Source organism: Leifsonia sp. EB41 (genome assembly GCF_041262565.1).
Taxonomy (GTDB): Bacteria; Actinomycetota; Actinomycetes; order Actinomycetales; family Microbacteriaceae; genus Leifsonia.
The window spans coordinates 492,843-512,091 of the sequence record NZ_JBGCCJ010000001.1 but is presented as its reverse complement, the minus strand read 5'-3'; the positions used below and the strand labels follow the sequence as shown (position 1 = coordinate 512,091).

Sequence of the window (19,249 nt, the reverse complement as noted above, 5' to 3'; positions counted from 1 at the left end):
AACGACCCCGCCTCCGTCAATCACGTCACGAAAGTCACTAATCACATGCTGAAGATCGCCGTCCCCAACAAGGGCTCCCTCTCCGAGACTGCGGCGCAGATGCTCCACGAAGCCGGTTACAACGGCCGCCGCGACCCCAAGGAGCTCATCGTCGCCGACCCGCGCAACGGGGTGGAGTTCTTCTACCTCCGGCCGCGCGACATCGCCACGTATGTCGGCTCCGGCGCCCTCGACGTGGGCATCACCGGCCGCGACCTCCTGATCGACTCGGAGTCGCCCGCCGCCGAGATCGCAGCGCTCGACTTCGCCGCCTCGACGTTCCGGTTCGCCGGTCCAGCCGGCACGTACACCGACCTCGCCGACCTCGACGGCAAGCGCGTCGCGACGAGCTATCCCGGCCTGGTCGGCGGCTTCCTCGCCGAGAACGGCGTGGACGCCGCGCTCATCAAGCTCGACGGCGCCGTGGAGTCCGCGGTGCGGCTCGGCGTCGCGGACGCGGTGGCCGACGTGGTGGAGACCGGCTCGACGCTGCGCAAGCAGGGCCTGGAGATCTTCGGCCCGGTCATCCTGGAGTCCGAGGCCGTGCTGGTCTCCTCGCCGTCTCCGGCCGCGGGGGTCGACACCCTGCTCCGCCGGCTGCAGGGCGTCATGGTCGCCCGCCAGTACGTCCTGGTCGACTACAACCTCCCGGTCGCCCTGCTGGAGCAGGCCGTCGCGCTGACACCCGGCGTGGAGTCGCCCACCGTGTCGCCGCTCGGCGAGCCCGACTGGGTGGCGGTGCGCGTGATGATCAAGCGCGACAGCACCAACCACGTCATGGACGACCTCTACGAGCTCGGCGCCAGGGCCATCCTGGTCACCTCGATCCACGCGGCGCGGATCTGATGAGCGTCGCGGTCCGGGTCATCCCCTGTCTCGACGTGGCCGCCGGACGCGTCGTCAAGGGCGTCAACTTCCAGAACCTCCGCGATCAGGGCGACCCCGTCGAGCTGGCGCGCCGGTACTTCGAGCAGGGCGCCGACGAGCTGACCTTCCTCGACGTCACGGCCACGGTCGACGACCGGGCGACCACTTACGACGTGGTGCGCGCGACGGCCGAGCAGGTCTTCATCCCGCTCACCGTCGGCGGCGGCGTGCGCAGCACCGAGGACGTCGCGAAGCTGCTGGGCAGCGGCGCGGACAAGGTGGGAGTCAACTCGGCCGCGATCGCGCGCCCGGAGCTGGTGGCGGAGATCGCCCGGCGCTTCGGCGCGCAGGTGCTCGTGCTCTCGCTCGACGTCAAGCGCTCGGCGGCGACGCCCTCCGGCTTCGTGGTGACGACGCACGGCGGCCGCACCGAGACCGGGATCGACGCCCTGGCCTGGGCGGAGCGCGCCGTCGAGCTCGGCGCCGGCGAGCTCCTGGTCAACTCGATCGACGCCGACGGCACCAAGGAGGGCTTCGACCTGGAGCTCATCCGCGAGATGCGGGCGATCAGCCGGGTCCCGGTCATCGCTTCGGGCGGCGCGGGCGCGGTCGGCGACTTCGTCCCCGCGATCGAGGCCGGGGCGGACGCCGTGCTCGCCGCGAGCGTGTTCCACTCGGGGGAGCTGACCATCGGCGACGTGAAGGACGAGCTGCTGCGGGCAGGCTTGGAGGTGCGCTCATGACTGGACTGGACGCCGTGATCGGACGGATCCGCTTCACCGACGCCGGGCTGGTGCCCGCCGTCATCCAGCAGTGGGACTCCCGCGAGGTGCTCATGATGGGCTGGATGGACGCGGAGGCCGTGCGCCGCACGCTCACCGAGGGCCGGGTGACCTTCTGGTCGCGCTCCCGGCAGGAGTACTGGCGCAAGGGCGACATGTCCGGGCACGTCCAGTATGTGAAGGGCGCCGCGCTCGACTGCGACGGCGACACCCTGCTCGTGACCGTCGACCAGGTGGGCGCGGCCTGCCACACGGGCACCCGCACCTGCTTCGACGCCGACGTCCTCGCGCCTGCCGTGGGCGGGGCGGAGACCGACGAGCTGGTCAGGGAGATGGGGTCCGACCTGTGATCGCGACAGCGAACGGTACGACCGGCCGCGACGAGTTCGCCGCGCTAGCCGCCGAGCACCGGGTCGTGCCCGTGATCCGCGAACTCTTCGCCGACGGCGAGACGCCGGTCGGCATCTACCGCAAGCTGACCGCGGGCCGGCCCGGCACCTTCCTGCTGGAGTCCGCCGAGCAGGGCGGCATCTGGTCGCGGTTCTCGTTCGTCGGCGCGGCGTCGTTCGGGATGCTCACGCAGGACGGCGACGAGGTGCGCTGGCTCGACTACGGCCTGTCCGCCGAGCGTGCCCTCGGGACCGCGGTCCCGAGCGGCCCGCTCGACGCCCTCGCGGCGCTCCACGAGCGCTGGTCGTCGCCGCGCATCCCCGGACTCCCGCCGCTGACCGGCGGCCTGGTCGGCTTCATCGGCTGGGAGGCGGTGCGCCAGCTGGAGCGCCTGCCGCAGCGCCCGCCCGCGGACTACGACATCCCGGGCCAGGCGATGGCCTTCGCCGCCGACCTCGTGGTGATCGACCACCGCTCCGGCACGGTCAAGCTCATCGCCAACGCGCTGGCGGACGGCGAGCAGGACGCCGACGCGCTCTGGAGCGACGCGCAGCAGCGCCTCGACCGCATGCAGCGGCAGCTCGCGCAGCCGTCGGAGGCCTGGCTGGCCGAGGTCGACCTCGGCACGCCCGCGAACCCGGTGTCCCGCACCCGCGAGGAGGACTTCCTCGCGTCGGTCGAGACGGCCAAGGAGCGCATCGTCGCCGGCGACATCTTCCAGGTCGTCATCTCGCAGCGCTTCGAGCTGGAGTGCACGGCCTCCGCGCTCGACGTCTACCGCGTCCTGCGCGCGCTGAACCCGAGTCCGTACATGTACCTGCTGTCGCTGGAGCGGCCGGACGGCGAGCCCTACCAGATCGTCGGCTCCTCGCCGGAGGCGCTGGTCAAGGTGCAGGAGGGTCGCGCGTTCACGCACCCCATCGCCGGCTCGCGGCCGCGCGGCGCGACGCCCGAGGAGGACCTCGACCTGGAGGCCTCCCTGCTCGCTGACGACAAGGAGCGCGCCGAGCATCTGATGCTCGTCGACCTGGCCCGCAACGACCTCCTGAAGGTGTGTGCGGCCGGCAGCGTCGAGGTGACAGAGTTCATGCGCGTGGAGCGGTTCAGCCACATCATGCACATCGTCTCGTCGGTGGAGGGCGACCTGCTGCCCGAGTCCGGCGCGATCGACGTCTTCCGGGCGACCTTCCCGGCGGGCACACTGTCGGGCGCGCCGAAGCCGATGGCGCTGCGGATCATCGACGAGCTGGAGCCCGCGCAGCGCGGCGTGTACGGAGGAGTGATCGGCTACTTCGACTTCGCAGGCGACGCCGACCTCGCCATCGCGATCCGCACGGCGACCATCCTGGGAGGCGTCGCGCGCGTGCAGGCCGGTGGCGGTCTCGTCGCCGACTCGGTGCCCGTTCTGGAGTTCCAGGAGTCGCAGAACAAGGCCGCGGCTCCGCTGCGCGCGGTCGCGGTGGCCAACGGGATGAGACGGGTGCACGGTGCGGACTGAGAACCGGCGCATCAAGTACCTGACGCTCCTCGCCCTCCTGGTCGGGAGCGGCCTCGGCCTGCTCTCCGCCACGCAGACCTGGTTCACGATCCAGGTCACCGATGTGGCGAACCACGCCGGCACGGTGACCGTCGCCGGCTCGGCCGCCGCGCCGGCGCTCACGGCGCTGTCGCTCGCCGGGCTCGCGCTGACCGCGGCGCTCGCCATCGCGGGCCCCGCGTTCCGGGTCGTGCTGGCGCTGCTCGGCATCCTGCTCGGCGCATCCATCGTCTACTCGGCTCTCGCCGTCCTCGGCGACCCGCTCCAGGCCGCCAGCGCAGCGATCACCTCCGCGACCGGCGTCGCGGGGGAGGCGTCGCTGCGCAAGCTCGTCCAGAGCACCACGACGGAGTTCTGGCCGTGGTTCGCGGTGCTCGGCGGAGTGCTGGTCGCGGTGGCCGGCGCGCTCGCCATCGTCTTCCTGCGGGCCTGGCCCGGCCCGTCGCGCAAGTACCAGTCGCGTTTCGCGGGCGAGGACGGCCGCTCGGCCGAGGAGACGCTCGCCGGGCTCGACGCCGAGGAGCCGGAGACCGCCGACGACGCCGAGCCCGGCGACGAGCGGGAGGCGCGGGAGGCCGCCGAATCGGACGCCCAGGAGGAGCCGACCACCCTCGACCGCGACTCCGCGATCGACAGCTGGGACGAGCTGAGTCGCGGCGACGACCCCACCCGCTGAGCCACTAGACTGGTCCAGATCCACCAATCCGTGCGCGCCGTGGTGCAGCCTCCGGGCTGCCTCGATGCGCACCCGACGTGCAGGAGTCCCATGAGCAGCGAGTCAGTCGATCCAGGCCACGGTCATTCGCCGGCGGCGTGGACGGCCGTGATCATCATGCTTATCGCCTTCACCATCGGCGCCATCGCGTTCTTCTACGACGCGCCGATCGTGGTGTGGGCCTCCGCCGGTCTGGCGATCGTCGGACTGATCGTCGGCTGGGTCATGAAGCGCGCGGGATACGGAGTGGGCGGCTCCAAGTACACCCCGAAGGGCCACTAGCCCGTGCTCGCCGACCTCGTCGCCGGCGCGCTGGAGGATGCGGAGCGGCGACGTGCCGAGCGACCGTACGCGGTCGTGGAGGCCGCCGCGGCCGCACGTGAGCCCGCCATCGACGCGCTCGCGGCGCTCGCGCCCGCCGAGCGGGTCAAGATCATCGCCGAGGTCAAGCGCGCGAGCCCGTCGCGCGGGGACCTCGCCGAGATCCCCGACCCGGCCGCCCTCGCCGCCCTGTACGAGACCGGGGGAGCGAGCGCGATCAGCGTCCTCACCGAGGAGCGCCGCTTCAAGGGATCGCTCGCCGATCTGGAAGCCGTCCGCGCCGCGGTGACCCTCCCGGTGCTCCGCAAGGAGTTCGTCGCCGAGCCCTACCAGGTGCTCGAGGCGCGTGCCGCCGGGGCCGACCTCGTGCTGCTCATCGTCGCCGCGCTCGATCAGCAGCGGCTCGCGGAGCTCCACGACCTCATCGCCGACCTCGGCATGACCGCGCTCGTGGAGGCGCACACCGAGGACGAGCTGAGCCGTGCGTTCGACATCGGCGCGAAGCTGGTGGGCGTGAACGCGCGCAACCTCTCGACGTTCGAGCTGGACCCCGACCTGTTCGGCCGCCTGGCCGACCGGTACCCGTCCGGCGTCATCCGCGTGGCGGAGTCGGCCGTGAAGTCGGCCGCCGACGTCGCGCACTACCGGGCGGCGGGCGCGGACGTCGTGCTCGTCGGCGAGGCGCTCGTCACGAGCGACCCGATCGCCACGCTCGGCCAGTTCCTTGGAGCCTGATGTCCCTTCGTTCTGAACACGGACCCTACTTCGGCGAGTTCGGCGGGCGCTTCGTCCCCGAGTCCCTCGTCGCCGCCCTCGACGAGCTCACCGTGGCGTGGGAGGCGGCGAAGGCCGACCCCGCGTTCCACGCCGAGCTCGACGAGCTGCACCGCAGCTACACCGGGCGCCCCAGCATCATCACCGAGGTGCCGCGCTTCGCCGCCCACGCCGGCGGCGCGCGCGTCATCCTCAAGCGCGAGGACCTCAACCACACCGGCTCGCACAAGATCAACAACGTGCTCGGCCAGGCCATCCTCACCAAGCGGATCGGCAAGACCCGCGTGATCGCCGAGACCGGCGCGGGCCAGCACGGCGTCGCGACCGCGACGGCGGCGGCCCTGTTCGGCATGAGCTGCACCATCTACATGGGCGAGGTCGACACCGAGCGCCAGGCGCTGAACGTCGCGCGCATGCGGCTGCTCGGCGCGGAGGTCGTCGCGGTCAAGACCGGCTCGCGCACCCTCAAGGACGCGATCAACGACGCGATGCGCGACTGGGTGACCAACGTCGAGGACACCAACTACATCTTCGGCACCGTCGCGGGCCCGCACCCGTTCCCGGAGATGGTGCGCGACCTCCAGAAGATCATCGGCGAAGAGGCCCGCGAGCAGGTGCTCGCGCTGACCGGCCGCCTGCCCGACGCCGTCGCTGCGTGCGTCGGCGGCGGCTCGAACGCCATGGGCATCTTCCACGCGTTCCTGGACGACGAGGACGTGCGCCTGGTCGGCTTCGAGGCCGGCGGCGAGGGCGCGGAGACCCCGCGGCACGCCGCGACCATCACCAAGGGTCGCCCCGGCGTCCTGCACGGCGCGCGCAGCATGCTGCTGCAGGACGAGGACGGCCAGACCATCGAGTCGCACTCGATCTCCGCCGGGCTCGACTACCCCGGTGTCGGCCCCGAGCACTCCTGGCTCGCGTCGATCGGCCGCGCAGAGTACCGCCCGGTGACGGACGCGGACGCGATGGAGGCGCTGCGCCTGCTCAGCCGCACCGAGGGCATCATCCCGGCCATCGAGTCGGCGCACGCACTCGCGGGCGCCCTGGAGCTCGGCAAACAGCTCGGCCCGGACGGAATCGTGCTGGTGAACCTCTCCGGCCGCGGCGACAAGGACATGGAGACCGCCGGACGCTACTTCGGCCTGATCGACGAAGGAGCCGTGCAGTCGTGAGCCGTGTGGCAGACACCATCGCCCGCCGCAACGCGGAGGCCGCGGGCGCCCTGATCGGCTACCTCCCGGCCGGCTTCCCCGATCTGCAGACCAGCGTCGACGCCGCCGTGGCCCTCGCCGAGAACGGCGTCGACGTCATCGAGCTCGGCCTGCCGTACTCCGACCCCGTCATGGACGGCGCGGTCATCCAGGCAGCCACGCAGCGGGCGCTGTCGAACGGCTTCCGGCTGCGCGACGGCTTCACCGCCGTGCGCGAGATCACGCAGCGCGTGGACGTGCCGGTCCTGGTGATGACCTACTGGAACCCCGTGCTGCAGTACGGAGTCGACCGGTTCGCGGACGACCTGGTCGCCGCGGGCGGCGCGGGGCTCATCACCCCCGACCTGATCCCCGACGAGGGAGCGGCCTGGCTGGCCGCCTCCGAGCGTGCGGGGCTCGACCGCGTGTTCCTCGCGGCGCCCTCCTCGACGGACGCCCGCCTGCGCTCGACCGTCGAGCACAGCCGCGGCTTCGTCTACGCCGTCTCCACGATGGGTATCACCGGCGCGCGCACAGACGTCGACGCAGCGGCCCGCACGCTTGTCGGCCGGCTGCGCGACGCGGGCGCCACCAGCGCCTGCGTGGGCCTCGGCATCTCCAGCGCGGCGCAGGTCGCCGAGGTGCTGGAGTATGCGGACGGCGCGATCGTCGGCTCGGCCCTCGTGAAGGCGCTGGCCGACGGGGGAGTCGCGGAGGCCGGACGGGTCGCCGCGGAGCTCGCGCGCGGCACGGTGCGCCAAGGCGCGTCCGCGTAACCGGGGCACCCCCGGCCAACACTTAGACTGGAGGTCGCGCGCCACTCGGCGCCGGACTCCATCGGATACGAAAGGTAGTCTTCGCGTGGTCGCGACGATGAGCAGCTGGGTCGCCAGCATCCCGAGCCCTGGACCCGAGTGGCAGCAGATCCCGATCGACATCTTCGGTCTGCACTGGCGCATCCAGACCTACGCCATCATGATCCTGATCGGCATCGTGATCGCCGCCATGTGGACCTCCCGCCGCCTCACCAAGCGCGGCGCGGAGCCGGGCGTCATCCTCGACATCCTGCTCTGGGCGGTCGTGCTCGGCATCATCGGCGCCCGCATCTACCACGTCGTCACGCACCCCAGCGACTACTTCGCGGCCGGCCACAACACCTGGAACCCGTTCCAGCCGGGCAGCGTCTGGGCGATCTGGGAGGGCGGGAACGCCATCTTCGGCGCACTCATCGGCGGCGCCTTCGGCATCTGGATCGCCTGCCGCATCAGCGGGCTGCGGTTCTGGAGCGTCGCCGACGCCCTCGCGCCCGGGCTGCTGCTCGCCCAGGCGATCGGCCGCCTCGGCAACTACTTCAACCAGGAGCTGTTCGGCCTCCCGACCAACCTGCCCTGGGGCCTGCAGATCGACTCGGGCAACAAGGCCATCCCGGTCGGCCTGCCGGACAACACGCTGTTCCAGCCGCTGTTCCTCTACGAGATCATCTGGAACGTCATCGGCGTCATCGTCATCCTGTACCTGGAGCGCAAATTCCGCCTGCAGTGGGGCAAGACGCTCGCCGTCTACCTCATCTGGTATGGCGTCGGCCGCTCCTACCTGGAGTCGATCCGCATCGACCCGAGCGAGTTCACGTTCCTCGGCATCCCGAGCAACGTGTGGGCCGCCTTCGCCGCGGTCGTCCTCGGCGTGGTGATCTTCATCGTCCAGTCCCGGCGCCACCCCGGACTCGAGCCCAGCGTGTACCACACGGGCCGTGAATGGGTTCGCCCCGATGCTGAGGTAGACTCTGACGACACGGACTCGGACGACGAGGACTTCGTCGATGGCGACGGAGAGCCCACCGCGTCCGCCGGAGCCAAGGCCACAAGCCCGTCGCGCGGATGACCTCCGCCGGCTCAGAACAACCCACCCCGTAGAGGCTGATCCCATAAGCACTACCTGACCGCACCGACCCCCGGGCCGCACACAAGCCCGGCGCAGTTGCGGCGGAACCTCCCAGCATCGGGCCGAAGGCGTCCCCGCACTCCACTCCCCACATCCACGACACTGTGAGGACGGTCGAAACATGGCGGTCACGCCTCCCCATTCCCGGTTCAGCATGGTTCCCGGTCAGCAGGGTCTCTACGACCCCGCTGACGAGAAGGACGCGTGCGGCCTCGCCATGGTCGCCACGCTCCGCGGCACCGCCGGTCACGACATCATCGACGCGGCGCTCGAGGCGCTGCGCCACCTGGAGCACCGCGGCGCGGTCGGCTCCGACGCCGGCACCGGCGACGGCGCGGGCATCATCACGCAGATCCCCGACGCGTTCCTGCGCGCGGTCTCCGGGCTCGACCTGCCCGGCGCCGGCCGCTACGCGGTGGGCAACGCGTTCCTGCCGACCGACGCCGACGCCCGCGACGCCGTGAAGGCCGCGGTCGAGACGATCGCGGCCGAGCACGACCTCACGGTGCTGGGCTGGCGGCCCGTCCCGGTGCGCCCCGAGGAGCTCGGCAACCTGGCGCGCGACGCCATGCCCGTCATCGAACAGCTGTTCGTCGGGAGCACGCGCACGGACGAGAGCGGCGAGCCGATCGCCGGTATCGCGCTCGACCGGCTGACGTTCTTCCTGCGCAAGCGGGCCGAGCGCGAGCTGGACCTCTACTTCACGTCGCTGTCCAGCCGCACGATGGTCTACAAGGGCATGGTCACCACGCTCCAGCTGGAGCCGTTCTACCCCGACCTCTCCGACCAGCGCTTCGCGTCGAAGCTCGCCCTGGTGCACTCGCGCTACTCCACCAACACGTTCCCGTCGTGGCCGCTGGCGCAGCCGTTCCGGATGATCGCGCACAACGGCGAGATCAACACGGTCTCCGGCAACCGCAACTGGATGCGCGCCCGGCAGTCGCAGCTCGAGAGCGAGCTGCTCGGCGACCTGTCGCCCGTGCTGCCGATCGTGACGCCCGGCGCCTCCGACTCGGCGTCGTTCGACGAGGTCGTGGAGCTCATCTCGCTCACCGGCCGGTCGCTGCCGCACGCCGTCATGATGATGGTGCCGGAGGCCTGGGAGAACCAGACCGAGATCGACCCGGTCCGCCGCGACTTCTACGAGTACCACTCGATGCTCATGGAGCCGTGGGACGGCCCGGCGGCCATCGTCTTCACCGACGGCTCCGTCGTCGGCGCGACGCTCGACCGCAACGGACTCCGCCCCGGCCGCTATGTCGTCACCAACGACGGTCTGGTGGTGCTGGCCTCCGAGATCGGCGTGCTCGACATCGAGCCGAGCCGCGTCGTGCGCAAGGGGCGCCTGCGCCCCGGCCGCATGTTCCTGGTGGACACCGTCGCCGGCCGCCTGATCGAGGACGACGAGATCAAGTCGGAGCTCGCCGCGGGCGCGCCCTACGGCGAGTGGCTCGCGGACGGCCGGATCAACCTCAAGGACCTGCCGGAGCGCGAGCACATCGTGCACACCCCGGCCTCCGTCACCCGCCGCCAGCGCACCTTCGGCTACACCGAGGAGGAGGTGCGCGTCCTGCTCCGGCCGATGGCGACGACGGGCGCGGAGCCGCTCGGCGCGATGGGCTCCGACACCCCGGTCGCCGTGCTCTCGGAGCGCCCGCGGCTGCTGTTCGACTACTTCACGCAGCAGTTCGCGCAGGTCACCAACCCGCCGCTCGACTCCATCCGCGAGGAGGTCGTCACCTCCCTCGCCCTCGGCCTCGGCCCGGAGCGCAACCTGCTCAGCGCCGGCCCGGAGCACGCGCGCCAGGTCGTCCTCGACTTCCCGGTGATCGACAACGACGAGCTGGCCAAGATCCAGCACATCGACCCGCGCCCGGGCAGCCGGCTGACGACGACCCTGCGCGGTCTGTACCGCTCCGACGCCGGTCCCGACGCCATGCAGGCGCGCCTCGCCGAGATGTGCGACGAGGTGGACGAGGCCATCGAGGCCGGCGCCCAGTTCATCGTGCTGAGCGACCGCGACTCCACCAAGGACCTCGCGCCCATCCCGTCGCTGCTCATGCTCGCGGCCGTGCACCACCACCTGATCCGCGCCCAGAACCGCATGAAGTGCGGTCTGATCGTGGAGGCGGGCGACGTCCGCGAGGTGCACCACGTCGCGCTCCTGATCGGCTACGGCGCCTCCGCGATCAACCCGTACCTGGCGATGGAGACCTGCGAGGAGCTCGTCCGCAGCGGGATGATCACCAACGTTACGCCGGAGAAGGCCGTCAAGAACGTGATCAAGGCGCTCGGCAAGGGCGTGCTGAAGATCATGTCGAAGATGGGCATCTCGACCGTGTCGTCGTACGCGGGCGCCCAGGCGTTCGAGGCCGTCGGCCTCAGCCAGGAGTTCGTCGGCCAGTACTTCACCGGAACCACGAGCAAGCTCGGTGGCGTCGGCATCGACGTCATCGCGGCCGAGAACCTGGCGCGGCACACCGCGGCCTACCCGCCGGAGGGCGCGATCCTCGCGCACGAGCGGCTGGAGACCGGCGGCGAGTACCAGTGGCGCCGCGACGGCTCGCCGCACCTCTTCAACCCGGAGACGGTGTTCCGCCTGCAGCACTCCACGCGCACGCGCCGCTACGACGTGTTCCGCGAGTACACCAAGCTGGTGGACGACCAGGCCGAGTCGCTGATGACGCTGCGCGGGATGTTCGCGCTGCGCACCGGCGACCGCCCCGCGGTCCCGATCGACGAGGTCGAGCCGGTCGAGTCGATCGTCAAGCGCTTCTCCACGGGGGCGATGAGCTACGGCTCCATCTCCAAGGAGGCGCACGAGACCCTCGCCATCGCGATGAACCGCCTCGGCGCGAAGTCGAACACCGGCGAGGGCGGCGAGGACCTCGACCGCCTGCTCGACCCGGAGCGGCGCAGCGCGATCAAGCAGGTCGCCTCCGGCCGGTTCGGCGTCACGTCGATGTACCTGACCCATGCGGACGACATCCAGATCAAGCTCGCCCAGGGCGCCAAGCCCGGCGAGGGCGGCCAGCTGCCGCCGACCAAGGTCTACCCGTGGGTGGCGCGCACCCGGCACGCCACGGCGGGCGTCGGGCTCATCTCGCCGCCGCCGCACCACGACATCTACTCGATCGAGGACCTCAAGCAGCTCATCTTCGACCTGAAGCGCGCGAACCCGCAGGCGCGGGTGCACGTCAAGCTGGTGAGCGAGTCCGGCATCGGCGCGGTCGCGGCCGGAACGGCGAAGGCGCTGGCCGACGTCATCCTGGTCTCCGGCCACGACGGCGGCACGGGCGCGTCCCCGGTCAACTCGCTGAAGCACGCGGGCACGCCCTGGGAGCTCGGCCTGGCCGAGACGCAGCAGACGCTCATGCTCAACGGCATGCGCGAGCGCGTCGTGGTGCAGGTGGACGGCCAGCTCAAGACCGGCCGCGACGTGATCGTCGGCGCGCTGCTCGGGGCCGAGGAGTTCGGCTTCGCGACCGCGCCGCTGGTGGTCTCCGGCTGCGTCATGATGCGCGTCTGCCACCTCGACACCTGCCCGGTCGGCGTCGCCACCCAGAACCCGGAGCTCCGCTCGCGGTTCTCGGGCAAGCCGGAGTTCGTCGTCAACTTCTTCGAGTTCATCGCCCAGGAGGTGCGCGAGTACCTCGCCGAGCTCGGCTTCCGCAGCCTGGACGAGGCGATCGGCCACGCCGAGCTGCTCGACGCGGACCGCGCGATCGAGCACTGGAAGGCGTCGGGCATGGACCTGACGCCGATCCTGCGCGGGCCGGAGTTCCCGGAGTCCGCTCCGCGCAAGAACGGCCGCGCTCAGGACCACGAGCTGGACCAGCACTTCGACAACCAGCTCATCCAGGCCGCGCACGACGTGCTGGCGTCCGCGCACCCCGGCTCGGAGGGCGCGTCGCTCGCGCTGTCGCTGCCGATCCGCAACACCGAGCGCGCCGTCGGCACGATGCTCGGTCACGAGGTGACGGCCCGCCACGGCGAGAACGGCCTCCCGACCGGCACCATCGACATCACGCTGACGGGCTCCGCCGGCCAGTCGCTCGGCGCGTTCCTCCCCGCGGGCATCACACTGCGGCTGGAGGGCGACTCCAACGACTACGTCGGCAAGGGCCTCTCCGGCGGCCAGATCATCGTGCGCCCGCCGCAGGGCAGCGTCTTCCCCGCCGAGCGCAACGTCATCGCGGGCAACGTGATCGGCTACGGCGCGACGCAGGGCAGCATGTTCATCCGCGGCATCGTGGGCGAGCGCTTCCTGGTCCGCAACTCGGGCGCCACCGCGGTCGTGGAGGGCGTGGGCGACCACGCGCTGGAGTACATGACGGGCGGCCTCGCGGTCATCCTGGGCGGCACCGGCCGCAACCTGGGCGCCGGCATGTCCGGCGGCACGGCGTACGTGTACGACCTGAAGCCCGAGCGCGTCAACCGCGACGCCCTCGCCACCGGCGAGCTGGAGCTGCTGCCGCTCGGCAGCGCGGACATCGAGATCGTGCGCGACCTGCTCGAGAAGCACTTCGCGGAGACCGGCTCGGCCCTCGCCGAGCGGATGCTCGCGGACGTCGACGCCACGGTGGCGAAGTTCGTCAAGGTGCTGCCGCGCGACTACGCGGCCGTGCTGCAGATGCGTCAGGAGGCCGTCGACGAAGGGCTCGACCCCGACGGCGATGTTGTGTGGAACCGAATCTTGGAGGTGACCGGTGGCTGACCCGAAGGGTTTCTTGAAGACGACCGAGCGGGAGCTGCCGAAGCGCCGCCCCGTGTCCGTGCGCCTCATGGACTGGAAAGAGGTCTACGAGGCCGGCGACCCTGCACAGCTCCGCCGCCAGGCCGGGCGCTGCATGGACTGCGGCATCCCGTTCTGCCACCAGGGCTGCCCGCTCGGCAACCTCATCCCGGAGTGGAACGACCTGATGTGGCGCGGGGAGGGCCGCCAGGCCATCGAGCGCCTGCACGCGACCAACAACTTCCCGGAGTTCACCGGCCGGCTCTGCCCGGCCCCGTGCGAGTCGTCGTGCGTGCTCGGCATCAACCAGCCCGCCGTCACGATCAAGCAGGTCGAGGTCTCGATCATCGACCAGGCCTGGCAGAACGGCTGGGTGCAGCCGCATCCGCCGGAGCGCCTCACCGGCAAGACCGTCGCGGTCGTCGGCTCCGGCCCCGCCGGGCTCGCAGCGGCCCAGCAGCTCACCCGCGCCGGCCACACGGTGGCCGTGTACGAGCGGGACGACCGCATCGGCGGCCTGCTGCGCTACGGCATCCCGGACTTCAAGATGGAGAAGAAGCACCTCGAGGCGCGGCTGAACCAGATGATGGCCGAGGGCACCCGCTTCCGCGCCGGCGTGAACATCGGCGTCGACATCGCCTGGGACGACCTGCGGGCGCGCTACGACGCCGTCGTGGTCGCCACCGGAGCGATGGTCCCGCGGGACCTCCCGATCCCGGGCCGCGACCTCGCGGGCGTGCACTACGCGATGGAGTACCTGGTCCAGCAGAACAAGGCAGGCGCCGGCGACCGGATCGCCGACCAGATCACGGCGGACGGCAAGCACGTCATCGTGCTCGGCGGCGGCGACACCGGCGCGGACTGCATCGGCACCGCGCACCGTCAGGGCGCGGCCAGCGTGACCAACCTCGCGATCGGCAAGCAGCCGCCGGCGGAGCGCCCCGCGCACCAGCCGTGGCCGATGACCCCGACGCTGTTCGAGGTGCAGAGCGCCCACGAGGAAGGTGGGGCGCGCGAGTACCTCGCCTCCACCGTCGAGTTCCTCGCGAACGAGTTCGGCGAGGTGAAGGCCCTCCGCGTCGCGGAGACCGAGTACCTCGACGGCCGTCGCGTGCCGAAGGCGGGCACGGAGCGCGAGATCCCCGCGGACCTCGTCCTGCTCGCACTGGGATTCACCGGTCCGGAGCAGGAGGACCTGAGCGCCCAGCTCGGCCTCCCGTTCGACGACCGGGGTAACGTGACCCGCGACGGCGACTACCAGACCAGCGAGGCCGGCGTGTTCGTCGCCGGCGACGCGGGCCGCGGGCAGTCGCTCATCGTCTGGGCCATCGCAGAGGGCCGGGCAGCGGCAGCCGCCGTCGACCGGTATCTTGAAGGGGAGACGGAATTGCCGTCGCCGGTCCGCCCCACGGATCGCGGCATCCTGGTCTGATCCCCTCCACCACGAGAACGCGCCGTCAGGGGTGCGAGAATCACGGAGCATTGAGAAACCCATGAGAAGGGCGAAAATCGTCGCGACCCTCGGTCCGGCGACCTCCAGCTACGACAACATCCGCGCGATCATCGATGCGGGTGTCGACGTCGCGCGGATGAATCTGAGCCACGGCAGCTACGACGTGCACGAAGGGGTCTACGCCAACGTGCGCAAGGCCGCCGACGACGCGGGAAAGCCGGTCGCGGTCCTTGTCGACCTCCAGGGTCCCAAGATCCGTCTCGGCAAGTTCGAGGCAGGTCCCTACGATCTCGCCGAGGGCGACATCTTCAAGATCACCACCGACGACATCATCGGCACCAAGGAGATCTCCTCCACGACGTTCAAGGGCCTGCCCAACGACGTCAAGGCGGGCGACTACCTGCTGATCGACGACGGCAAGGTGCGTGTGCGCGTCGTCGAGGTCGAGGGCAACGTCGTGACCACCGAGGTCATCGTCGCCGGCCCGGTCTCCAACAACAAGGGCATCAACCTCCCCGGCGTCGCGGTCAACGTGCCCGCGCTGTCCGAGAAGGACGAGGCGGACCTGCGCTGGGGCCTCAAGCTCGGCGCCGACATCATCGCGCTGTCGTTCGTGCGCAACGCCGCCGACATCGAGCGTGTGCACGAGATCATGGCGGAGGAGGGCCGCAAGGTCCCCGTCGTCGCCAAGATCGAGAAGCCGCAGGCCGTCGAGGCGCTGGAGGAGATCATCGAGGCGTTCGACGCCATCATGGTCGCCCGCGGCGACCTCGGTGTCGAGCTCCCTCTCGAGGCCGTCCCGATCGTGCAGAAGCGCGCGGTCGAGCTGGCCCGCCGCGCGGCCAAGCCGGTCATCGTCGCGACGCAGATGCTCGAGTCGATGATCTCCAGCCCGGTCCCGACCCGCGCGGAGACCTCCGACGTCGCCAACGCCGTCCTCGACGGCGCCGACGCTGTCATGCTCTCCGGCGAGACGAGTGTCGGCGAGTACCCGGCGATCACCGTGGCCACCATGGCGCGCATCGTCACCTCGACCGAGGAGCACGGCCTCGACCGCATCCTCCCGCTCGGCACCCGCCCGCGCACCCAGTCGGGCGCGATCACACTGGCCGCGACGGAGGTCGCCGACTTCGTGGAGGCCAAGTACCTCTGCGTGTTCACCGAGTCGGGCGAGTCGGCCCGCCGGATGGCCCGCCTGCGCAACAAGATCCCGATCCTGGCGTTCACGCCGGAGGAGTCGGTGCGCCGCCGGATGTCCCTGTTCTGGGGCGTCGAGTCGTTCGTCGTGGACCGCGTCACCCACACCGACCAGATGGTCGCCCAGGTGGACGAGGCCCTGAAGTCGAGGGGCCTCGCCGAGAACGGCGACAAGGTCATCATCATCTCCGGCTCCCCTCCCGGGATCCCCGGAACCACCAACGACATCCGCGTCCACAAGGTCGGCGACGTCCTCTAGGGCGGATGAGGGAGGCCCCGCTTCGGCGGGGCCTTCTGCGTGTCATACCTGGGGATGATTTCGGCCTCTCCCATGGAATCCGGAGGGTCGGCGGGGGAGTCGCGAGCGTATCCTCGGGACTATGAAGCACCGCCTGATCCGCTGGCTCCCGGCCATCGTCGTCCCCGCCGCCATCGCCGCGGGCGCGATCGCGATCCCGCTCGCCGCGGGTGCGGCGGACCTGCCCGTGAAGTCGCCGGCGGACGTCCTCCGGCTGGTCGCGTCGAGCGACACCAAGGCGTTCTCCGGCACGGTCCAGCAGACCTCCGACCTGGGGCTGCCCAGCATCCCGAAGATGGGCGGCGGGTCCTCCAGCACGGATAGCTCCATCGCGAGCACGCTGTCGCTGCTGATGGGCGACCACACCGCCAAGGTCTACGTCGACGGCCCGACCAAGGTGCGCGTGCAGCTCCTCGACCAGCTCGCCGAGCGCGACGTCATCCGCAACGGCTCCGACGTCTGGCTGTACCAGTCGAGCGACCAGTCCGTCACCCACGCCACCGTGCCGGCGCACGAGAAGAGCGGCGCGACGCCGGCTCCGACGGCCACGCCGGGCGCCATGGCCACGACGCCGCAGGCGCTGGCCGAGAAGTTCCTCGCCGCCGTCGACCCCTCCACCAAGGTGACCCTCGGCGCGAACACGAAGGTCGCGAACCGGGACGCCTACGACCTGGTGCTGACGCCGCGTACCGACGCCACGCTGGTGGGCTCGGTGGCCATCGCGGTGGACGGCCAGACCGGCCTCCCTCTGCAGGTCCAGGTGACCGCGCGCGGCGCGTCCTCGCCGTCGTTCCAGGCCGGGTTCAGCGACTTCACGCCGGGCGCTCCCGACGCGAGCGTCTTCTCGTTCACCCCGCCGAAGGGCGCCACGGTCACCGAGCAGACGCCGAAGACGGGCGAGCACGCGACGGCGACGAACCGGCCGAAGCCGACCGTTACGGGAACCGGCTGGGCGACGATCGTCAGCCTCCGGGCAGGCTCTGTGCCTGCACAGGCGCTGGCCGACCCGCTGGTCGCCCAGCTCACCCAGTCCGTCGGGGGAGGACGTGCGCTGTCGACCTCGCTGGTGTCGGTGCTGGTGACGTCGGACGGGCGGCTGCTCGCGGGCGCCGTCCCGGTCTCCGCGCTCCAGGCCGCCGCTCAGTGAGCGACGACCGGTGAGCGACGCCGCCGCCATCGCGACGAGCGGGCTGACCAAGCGCTTCCGCGGGCGCGCCGTCGTGGACGGCCTCAGCCTGTCGGTGCCGCGCGGGTCGGTCTTCGGCTTCCTCGGGCCGAACGGCTCGGGCAAGACCACGACCATCCGGATGCTGCTGGGACTAATCTCGCCGTCCGCCGGCTCGATCGACCTGCTCGGGGAGGCCATGCCCGTCCGCGGCGCGACCGTGCTGCCGCGCGTCGGCGCGCTGGTCGAGGGCCCGTCGTTCGCGCCCTACCTGTCCGGGACCGCGAACCTCGTGCGGCGCGACACCGCCGACCGGTACGCGCCCGGCACGACCCGCTCGGCGCGCGTGGCCGCCGCGCTCGACCGCGTCGGGCTCACGCACGCCGCAGGCAAGCACGTGCGCACGTACTCGCTCGGCATGAAGCAGCGTCTCGGCATCGCCGGCGCCCTGCTCACCGACCGCGACCTCCTGGTGCTGGACGAGCCGACCAACGGGCTGGACCCGCAGGGCACGCGCGAGGTGCGCAACCTGGTCCGCTCGCTCGCCGACGAGGGCACGACCGTGTTCGTCTCCAGCCACCTGCTGGCCGAGATCGAGCAGATCTGCACGCACGCGGCGATCATGCGCACCGGCCGGCTGGTCGCGCAGGGCTCGCTGGACGAGCTGCGCAGCGCCTCCGGCCCGCGGCTCAGCGTGATGACGCCGGATCGCGCCGCGGCCGCCGAGGTGCTCGTGCGGGCCGGGCTCGCGCCGGAGACCGGCGGTGACGGCGTGGAGGCGGCGCTCATCGAGGGCGCACCGGCCGTCGAAGAGCTCGCCGCGCGCCTGGTCGGCGAGGGCGTGCGGCTCCGCGGTTTCACGGTCCGCTCGTCCAGCCTGGAGGAGCGCTTCGTGGAGCTGACCGGGGAGGGCTTCGATGTCGAGCAGTGAGGCGGTCCCGGTCGGGGAGGTCGCAGCGACGACGACCGCACCCGCGGTGGCGTCGCTCGGCGCGCGCCGCGCCAGGCCCTCCGCGGGCTGGGCGCTGCTGGGCTCCGAGCTGTCGGTGATGTTCCGCCGCTGGCGCACCTGGGCGATGCTCGGCGCGCTGGCGGCCGTCCCCATCCTCATCGCGGTCGCCGTGCGGCTGCGGGGAGGGGGCAGGGGACCGGCCTTCCTCGAGCAGATCACCAGCAACGGCCTGTTCGTCGCGTTCACAGCGCTGGTGGTGTGCGTCCCGCTGTTCCTGCCGCTCACCATAGGCGTGGTCGCCGGCGACACGATCGCGGGGGAGGCGAGCCACGGCACGCTGCGCTACCTCGTGATCGCACCGGCCGGCCGCCTGCGGCTGCTCGCGGTGAAGTTCGCCGGCTGCGCCGTCTTCTGCGTCGCCGCTGCACTGGTCGTCGCGCTGGCGGGAGCGCTGATCGGCGCGCTGCTGTTCCCGATCGGCCCCGTGACGCTGCTGTCGGGAGCGGTCGTGAGTCTGGGCGAGGCGGCGGTGCGGATGCTGCTGATTGCGCTCTACATCGTGGTGTCGCTGCTCGGGATGTGCGCGATCGGGCTGTTCCTGTCCACCCTGACCGACGTGCCGGTCGGTGCGATGGCGGCGACCGCGGTGCTGGCCGTGGTGTCGCAGGTTCTGGACCAGCTCCCGCAGCTCGACGCCATCCACCCGTGGCTGTTCAGCCACTACTGGCTCGGCTTCGCCGACTTCCTGCGCGCGCCCCTGGTGTGGGACTCCTTCGTCTCCAACCTCTGGCTGCAGGCCGGCTACGTCGCCGTCTTCGGCGCGCTGGCCATCGGCCGGTTCCTCACCAAGGACATCCTGTCCTGACCATCTCCCTGACAGGACACGCCGCCTG

16 protein-coding genes are annotated in these 19,249 nt (G+C 71.3%); all 16 read left to right on the top strand.

Annotation, left to right across the window (positions count from 1 at the left end; translation table 11 throughout):
* The first annotated feature begins 45 nt into the window (after positions 1-45).
* A complete protein-coding gene (gene hisG / locus ABH923_RS02485) occupies positions 46-885 on the top strand; it encodes an ATP phosphoribosyltransferase (RefSeq protein ID WP_370053706.1) in 840 nt (279 codons plus the stop codon).
* Positions 885-1,649 carry an imidazole glycerol phosphate synthase subunit HisF gene (gene hisF, locus ABH923_RS02480; RefSeq protein ID WP_370053704.1) on the top strand — a complete coding sequence of 255 codons (765 nt, stop codon included), beginning with the start codon at positions 885-887 and terminating at the stop codon, positions 1,647-1,649. The genes hisG and hisF overlap by 1 nt, the downstream gene beginning before the upstream one ends.
* Positions 1,646-2,038 carry a phosphoribosyl-AMP cyclohydrolase gene (gene hisI / locus ABH923_RS02475; protein WP_370053702.1) on the top strand — a complete coding sequence of 131 codons (393 nt, stop codon included), beginning with the start codon at positions 1,646-1,648 and terminating at the stop codon, positions 2,036-2,038. The genes hisF and hisI overlap by 4 nt, the downstream gene beginning before the upstream one ends.
* Positions 2,035-3,576 (top strand): anthranilate synthase component I, encoded by a 1,542-nt coding sequence (locus tag ABH923_RS02470; protein WP_370053701.1) that lies wholly within the window; start codon positions 2,035-2,037, stop codon positions 3,574-3,576. The genes hisI and ABH923_RS02470 overlap by 4 nt, the downstream gene beginning before the upstream one ends.
* Positions 3,566-4,291, top strand: coding sequence for a Trp biosynthesis-associated membrane protein (locus ABH923_RS02465; RefSeq protein ID WP_370053700.1), 726 nt, complete (start codon positions 3,566-3,568; stop codon positions 4,289-4,291). The genes ABH923_RS02470 and ABH923_RS02465 overlap by 11 nt, the downstream gene beginning before the upstream one ends.
* 90 nt (positions 4,292-4,381) lie before the next feature.
* Positions 4,382-4,612 (top strand): DUF6704 family protein, encoded by a 231-nt coding sequence (locus tag ABH923_RS02460; RefSeq protein ID WP_370053699.1) that lies wholly within the window; start codon positions 4,382-4,384, stop codon positions 4,610-4,612.
* Positions 4,613-4,615: 3 nt separating this feature from the next.
* Positions 4,616-5,386 carry an indole-3-glycerol phosphate synthase TrpC gene (gene trpC, locus ABH923_RS02455; protein ID WP_370053698.1) on the top strand — a complete coding sequence of 257 codons (771 nt, stop codon included), beginning with the start codon at positions 4,616-4,618 and terminating at the stop codon, positions 5,384-5,386.
* Positions 5,386-6,597: a tryptophan synthase subunit beta gene (gene trpB / locus ABH923_RS02450; protein WP_370053697.1), complete on the top strand. Its 1,212-nt coding sequence runs from the start codon at positions 5,386-5,388 to the stop codon at positions 6,595-6,597. Before trpC ends, trpB begins: the two co-directional genes overlap by 1 nt.
* Positions 6,594-7,391, top strand: a complete 798-nt coding sequence (gene trpA, locus ABH923_RS02445) for a tryptophan synthase subunit alpha (protein ID WP_370053695.1) — start codon at positions 6,594-6,596, stop codon at positions 7,389-7,391. Before trpB ends, trpA begins: the two co-directional genes overlap by 4 nt.
* A 97-nt stretch (positions 7,392-7,488) precedes the next feature.
* Complete coding sequence (lgt, locus tag ABH923_RS02440; protein WP_370053694.1) at positions 7,489-8,496, top strand: prolipoprotein diacylglyceryl transferase; 1,008 nt, start codon at positions 7,489-7,491, stop codon at positions 8,494-8,496.
* A gap of 181 nt (positions 8,497-8,677) precedes the next feature.
* Complete coding sequence (gene gltB, locus ABH923_RS02435) at positions 8,678-13,273, top strand: glutamate synthase large subunit (RefSeq protein ID WP_370053692.1); 4,596 nt, start codon at positions 8,678-8,680, stop codon at positions 13,271-13,273.
* The gene (locus tag ABH923_RS02430) at positions 13,266-14,723 is read left to right on the top strand and encodes a glutamate synthase subunit beta (protein WP_370053690.1); all 1,458 of its coding nucleotides are present in this window, start codon (positions 13,266-13,268) and stop codon (positions 14,721-14,723) included. The genes gltB and ABH923_RS02430 overlap by 8 nt, the downstream gene beginning before the upstream one ends.
* 61 nt (positions 14,724-14,784) lie before the next feature.
* Positions 14,785-16,200, top strand: coding sequence for a pyruvate kinase (gene pyk, locus ABH923_RS02425; RefSeq protein ID WP_370053688.1), 1,416 nt, complete (start codon positions 14,785-14,787; stop codon positions 16,198-16,200).
* A 121-nt stretch (positions 16,201-16,321) separates the two neighbouring features.
* Complete coding sequence (locus ABH923_RS02420) at positions 16,322-17,386, top strand: outer membrane lipoprotein carrier protein LolA (protein WP_370053686.1); 1,065 nt, start codon at positions 16,322-16,324, stop codon at positions 17,384-17,386.
* 10 nt (positions 17,387-17,396) lie between these two features.
* Positions 17,397-18,335: an ABC transporter ATP-binding protein gene (locus tag ABH923_RS02415; RefSeq protein ID WP_370053684.1), complete on the top strand. Its 939-nt coding sequence runs from the start codon at positions 17,397-17,399 to the stop codon at positions 18,333-18,335.
* Complete coding sequence (locus tag ABH923_RS02410; RefSeq protein WP_370053682.1) at positions 18,322-19,221, top strand: ABC transporter permease; 900 nt, start codon at positions 18,322-18,324, stop codon at positions 19,219-19,221. The genes ABH923_RS02415 and ABH923_RS02410 overlap by 14 nt, the downstream gene beginning before the upstream one ends.
* The last annotated feature ends 28 nt before the right edge of the window (positions 19,222-19,249 follow it).

What these genes read in the sequence shown, in the direction of transcription:
- hisG (WP_370053706.1), top strand. Translation starts at nt 46, where the DNA reads ATGCTGAAGATCGCCGTCCCCAACAAGGGCTCCCTCTCCGAGACTGCG.
- hisF (WP_370053704.1), top strand. Translation starts at nt 885, where the DNA reads ATGAGCGTCGCGGTCCGGGTCATCCCCTGTCTCGACGTGGCCGCCGGA.
- hisI (WP_370053702.1), top strand. Translation starts at nt 1,646, where the DNA reads ATGACTGGACTGGACGCCGTGATCGGACGGATCCGCTTCACCGACGCC.
- ABH923_RS02460 (WP_370053699.1), top strand. Translation starts at nt 4,382, where the DNA reads ATGAGCAGCGAGTCAGTCGATCCAGGCCACGGTCATTCGCCGGCGGCG.
- trpB (WP_370053697.1), top strand. Translation starts at nt 5,386, where the DNA reads ATGTCCCTTCGTTCTGAACACGGACCCTACTTCGGCGAGTTCGGCGGG.
- lgt (WP_370053694.1), top strand. Translation starts at nt 7,489, where the DNA reads ATGAGCAGCTGGGTCGCCAGCATCCCGAGCCCTGGACCCGAGTGGCAG.
- gltB (WP_370053692.1), top strand. Translation starts at nt 8,678, where the DNA reads ATGGCGGTCACGCCTCCCCATTCCCGGTTCAGCATGGTTCCCGGTCAG.
- pyk (WP_370053688.1), top strand. Translation starts at nt 14,785, where the DNA reads ATGAGAAGGGCGAAAATCGTCGCGACCCTCGGTCCGGCGACCTCCAGC.
- ABH923_RS02420 (WP_370053686.1), top strand. Translation starts at nt 16,322, where the DNA reads ATGAAGCACCGCCTGATCCGCTGGCTCCCGGCCATCGTCGTCCCCGCC.
- ABH923_RS02410 (WP_370053682.1), top strand. Translation starts at nt 18,322, where the DNA reads ATGTCGAGCAGTGAGGCGGTCCCGGTCGGGGAGGTCGCAGCGACGACG.